The 4,089-nt window shown below is 33.0% G+C and carries 10 protein-coding genes; all 10 read right to left on the bottom strand.

Annotation, left to right across the window (positions count from 1 at the left end; all coding sequences use genetic code 11):
* Positions 1–172: 172 nt before the first annotated feature.
* Positions 173–445: a hypothetical protein gene (locus AB1Z17_RS09645; protein WP_368051593.1), complete on the bottom strand. Its 273-nt coding sequence runs from the start codon at positions 443–445 to the stop codon at positions 173–175.
* 1 nt (position 446) lies between these two features.
* Positions 447–704, bottom strand: coding sequence for a hypothetical protein (locus tag AB1Z17_RS09650; protein WP_368051594.1), 258 nt, complete (start codon positions 702–704; stop codon positions 447–449).
* A 3-nt stretch (positions 705–707) separates the two neighbouring features.
* Positions 708–1,031, bottom strand: a complete 324-nt coding sequence (locus AB1Z17_RS09655; protein ID WP_368051595.1) for a hypothetical protein — start codon at positions 1,029–1,031, stop codon at positions 708–710.
* 2 nt (positions 1,032–1,033) lie between these two features.
* On the bottom strand, positions 1,034–2,233 hold the full coding sequence (locus AB1Z17_RS09660; protein ID WP_368051596.1) for a hypothetical protein: 1,200 nt from the start codon (positions 2,231–2,233) through the stop codon (positions 1,034–1,036).
* Positions 2,224–2,412: a hypothetical protein gene (locus AB1Z17_RS09665; RefSeq protein WP_368051597.1), complete on the bottom strand. Its 189-nt coding sequence runs from the start codon at positions 2,410–2,412 to the stop codon at positions 2,224–2,226. Before AB1Z17_RS09665 ends, AB1Z17_RS09660 begins: the two co-directional genes overlap by 10 nt.
* 117 nt (positions 2,413–2,529) lie before the next feature.
* Entirely contained in the window at positions 2,530–2,868 is a 339-nt protein-coding gene (locus AB1Z17_RS09670; RefSeq protein ID WP_368051598.1) for a DUF5872 domain-containing protein, read from the bottom strand.
* Positions 2,869–2,879: 11 nt separating this feature from the next.
* Positions 2,880–3,170, bottom strand: a complete 291-nt coding sequence (locus AB1Z17_RS09675; protein WP_368051599.1) for a hypothetical protein — start codon at positions 3,168–3,170, stop codon at positions 2,880–2,882.
* 4 nt (positions 3,171–3,174) lie between these two features.
* Positions 3,175–3,312, bottom strand: coding sequence for a hypothetical protein (locus AB1Z17_RS09680; RefSeq protein WP_368051600.1), 138 nt, complete (start codon positions 3,310–3,312; stop codon positions 3,175–3,177).
* A complete protein-coding gene (locus tag AB1Z17_RS09685; protein ID WP_368051601.1) occupies positions 3,312–3,539 on the bottom strand; it encodes a hypothetical protein in 228 nt (75 codons plus the stop codon). Before AB1Z17_RS09685 ends, AB1Z17_RS09680 begins: the two co-directional genes overlap by 1 nt.
* A 17-nt stretch (positions 3,540–3,556) precedes the next feature.
* Entirely contained in the window at positions 3,557–3,775 is a 219-nt protein-coding gene (locus tag AB1Z17_RS09690) for a hypothetical protein (RefSeq protein ID WP_368051602.1), read from the bottom strand.
* Positions 3,776–4,089 lie beyond the last annotated feature (314 nt).

The following is a 4,089-nucleotide window of genomic DNA, read 5'->3' on the forward strand; positions in this document are numbered from 1 at the left end:
GCACGTTTAAGCCAACCTCCTCTATAAGCCCCTCCGAGTTTACACGAGTTGCAGTTGTTGCTCTTGCAAATGTAGAATCGCCTATTGGCGCATTAGGAACTACAGAATATAATTTTCCTTCTTTATAACCGTTTGGCGTTATTACCAAACTTGATTGACTTAATAAACTCATTTATATATTGTTTAAATTTGTTAATGTATCTATTAAACAAACCTGTGATTCGCAATCTCCTCCGTCAGTAAAGACTCTTTGCTGAAAGTTAAATACAATTAACCCTTCATCAGACATTCGACCTAGACTTAATAGTGTTTGCTTTAAACAAACCTCGGACTCAAATATACCTCCATCAGCTAAAACTCTATCTTTAAAAGCATCAACTATTTGTTGAACATTGTTTTTTACGTTTCTAAAGCCTTTAACAGAATTTGATATAGATATTTGCATATTACCAAAGAGCTATAATACCGGTCGCTGTTGTACCTGTTGATAAAACTTTTAATACTTGAACAGGAATAAAAGTCCCATCTTGTATATTAACAAATGTAACAACGTCTTGTCCAGTTGTTGTTACTGTTAAATCTCCTCCTATGCCTACATATAATACGCATCCATCATTTATTCCCCCAGTAACTGAGGGAATATCTAACGTGTCTGATGGAGTTACCGATGCAGCTCTTCCTGCTTGTAATTTTTGATATGCCATCTTTTAAAATCTTATTTGTTTATGCTTTCCATTAAGTCTAAAATTAAGTATTCCTGATAAATTATTATCTATCGAAACCATATCCGCACTTATTAACTCATAAACATCATCTGATTCTAAAGACGGTTTAATAGAGTTATATTTTGATTTAGCAGATTTAGTATCCTTAACAGTAGCATTTACTTCTCTAAGAGCTTTAATCTCTTCCATTAAAGTTTTTTTAACCTCTTTATTTTTTGATTTTAAAAGAGCTTTTTGATCTTCCGTTAATTCAACTTGTTTTAATTCAATCCAAGTTCCTTCTGTTGTACTTTGTAAATTTTTCATAATTATATTCCTTGATTATCTTCTGCATTATTACCATCTATACATAGTCTTGTAATACCTCCCGGATCTACAAGTTGAAACGTAGCAAAATCACTTGTCAATCTGCAGTAGTAAAGTCTTCCTGACAATACACCAAAAAGCCCGAATGAATCTCCCTCAGCTTGACAATTTGTAAATGTTCCTGATGCTGTACCAAAACCCCCAAAACAATAAAATCCTGCTGTACAATTTGTAAATGTTCCTGATGCTGTTCCATAAGTTCCAAATGCATACTCTCCACCTTGACAATTAGTGAAAGTTCCTGATGCTGTTCCATTAGTACCAAAACAATTATCTAATCCTACACAATCAGTAAATGTACCTGATGCTGTTCCATTATAACCGAATGAAAAAGTTGAACTTTTACAATTTGTAAAAGTACCTGATGCTGTTCCACTTTCACCAAATGATTGAGATCCTGCTGTACAATTTGTAAATGTACCTGATGCTATTCCTCCTGCCCCTCCAAATGATTGAAATCCACCTACACAATTTGTAAAAGTTCCTGACGCTAGTCTATTACTTCCACTAGCAAATGAAGCATCACCGCCTACACAGTCTGTAAAAACACCTGTTGCTCCTCCGGGAAAACTACCTCCAAATGAAGCAGTACCACCAATACAATTTGTAAAAGTACCTGCCGCTATTACAGCACCACCAAATGAAAAATCTCCACCTGCACAGTTTTCAACTTTAAGTAAATCTAAAAGAGTTGCTACTGTAAAGGCTTTAAGTAATACATCAACTCCTTTTACAAAAACATCGTTTGCTGTAATTGATATAGTTCCTAAACCATTAAATATAACACTTCTATTTCCATCTAAAGAAACTAAGTCAATATACTGAACATCCATAACGAAGTCAGTTGAAAAGTTATAATTTCCCGGTCCACAAATAACTTTTACTCTATTTGCTGCGCTAGGAGACATTGTTTGTGCTGTATCGTAAGCGTCTTGAAGTTGAACTGCGTTCTCTAAATCCGTTCCGTCAGCAGCTACATAGACATAACTCGTTCCTTCTAATCCACCTCCTCCTACGGAGTCAATGAAATCTTGTAAACTATAAGGCTCTGTCTCCTTATTTACAGTTGATGATTTTCTTTCCTGCAGATTTACAGTATCTGAGATACCTATAAATCTTGTGCTAATTGGTATTATTGCCATTTTTTTAATTTATAAAAGGTTTTATTTATTATTAAGTTAGGATTGTTTAAGCTATCTTTTCTTTTATCACAACCACAGTCTTCTATTTCAAATGCTTCTGTAACAGTTTTTACAACATTTTTTATACCTGTTACTTTAGTAAATCTTTCAACAGTATCTCCAAATCCTTTATCTATCATTTTTTCTTAGGTTTTTGACAAGCATTTCCTTTTAAGAATTTCATCTTACCATTAAGAGATTTTTTAGACTCGTAAATCGCAGCTTTTTTAATTACTTTTTTCATTTTGTAAAGTTAATTAAATTTTTGAAACTTTTTTACCCATACCTACTCTTGACTTTTCTGCCTTTTTTGCAGATAACTTTGACTTGCTAATTTCAGAAACAGTCTTTGGCGTCTTTGAAGACACTCTTTTAGTAGGTCTACAATATTCATTTTTGCCTCCTGACCCACAAGACTTTCCACTCTTAGTGTCCTTCCAATTTTCTTTCTCCCATCTTTTTAATGAAGAACCTGCCTTAGTTTTTCTGACAACACCCGATCCTTTTCTACATTTAGCAATTGCTTGAGAAGCTCTTGCTGATGGAAAAACCTTGTAACTTGCTTTTACTTTTTTATAACACGCATCTTTTGGCATACTATTTTTATTTAATATTTACCTCTTATACCTTTTGGACTTGATTTTGTTGAGCCTCCTTTACCTGCCCATAATTTTTTACAAGCCCAATATCTTGGAGTTAATTTGTCGTTTGCACTATCGCACTTATGTCTCGCTCTAAAACTTTTTCTTGCAGCAGCTGAATAATTATGTCCATAACCCTTGGCTCCGAAATGAAGAAGTTTTTCCTTCCCTCCTGAACAGGCTTTTACCATCATTTTTTTACCCGCCCTATTTGATGAAACAGGACTATTGCATTTCATTTTAGATTTATCAGCCATAATACTAACAGTAAGGGTTTTTACTAACCATTCCCCTTTTTACAGTTCCTGAAACTTTTTTTATTTTAGAAGCAGATTTGCCACTGCTCATTGGCATTTGCATACGAGATGCTCCGGGTAATGTTGGTGTAATTTTTTTCATTATTTAGTTATTTTAGATCCTAATCTTGTTTGTAATCCTTGAAGCCCCTTAATAGAAGACCCTTTTGACATAGGCTTACTGCTCATTTTTTTTCTTCTCAATTGATTAGCAGCAGCACGCTCAGCGTCTCTTTTAACCTTACGTTCAAGAGCCTTTGCGTTTATGTCAGCAATAGTTTTTTTTAAATCTGAAACAGGCTTCTTTTTATCTTCTTTTTTCTTATCCATAATTTATATATTAAAAGTTAATCAAAAAGTTTTGTAAAAAAATTCTTCTTAGTAAGATCCTCAATGTTTTTCTCTGCTCTTTCTTCAGCTCTTGCAATCTCTGCTTTAGTGAATAAAAGACACCTTTCATTTCTTCCATTAGAATCCTCTACTTGAATAGAAATATAATTTTTAGCCGATCCAAATTTTCTGTTTTTATTATTTACAGAAATTAATCTTCCTTTAACTATTCTCATTATTACTATTTTAATTAATAACTTTGTAGCAAATATAATAATTTTTTTTAATGAAATCTAATCACGATAATTACCTAAAATATTGGAGAGTAATCCGTCAATGGGTTAAAATAAAATACAAACTAACTCAGTCTGATCTTGACATGATATTTTTTTTGTATTCAGAAGACTATTTTGACAGAAGTAAATTTGAAGAGTTTCATCGTCTACTTGGATGGGATAAAAACAGATTTAATAGACTTATAAACTCAGGTTGGATACAAATGTTCAGAAATTCAATGACTGAAGGAGGAAGAAGAGCTATATATATACTA

Source organism: Lutibacter sp. (assembly GCF_040883305.1).
Lineage (GTDB): Bacteria > Bacteroidota > Bacteroidia > Flavobacteriales > Flavobacteriaceae > Lutibacter.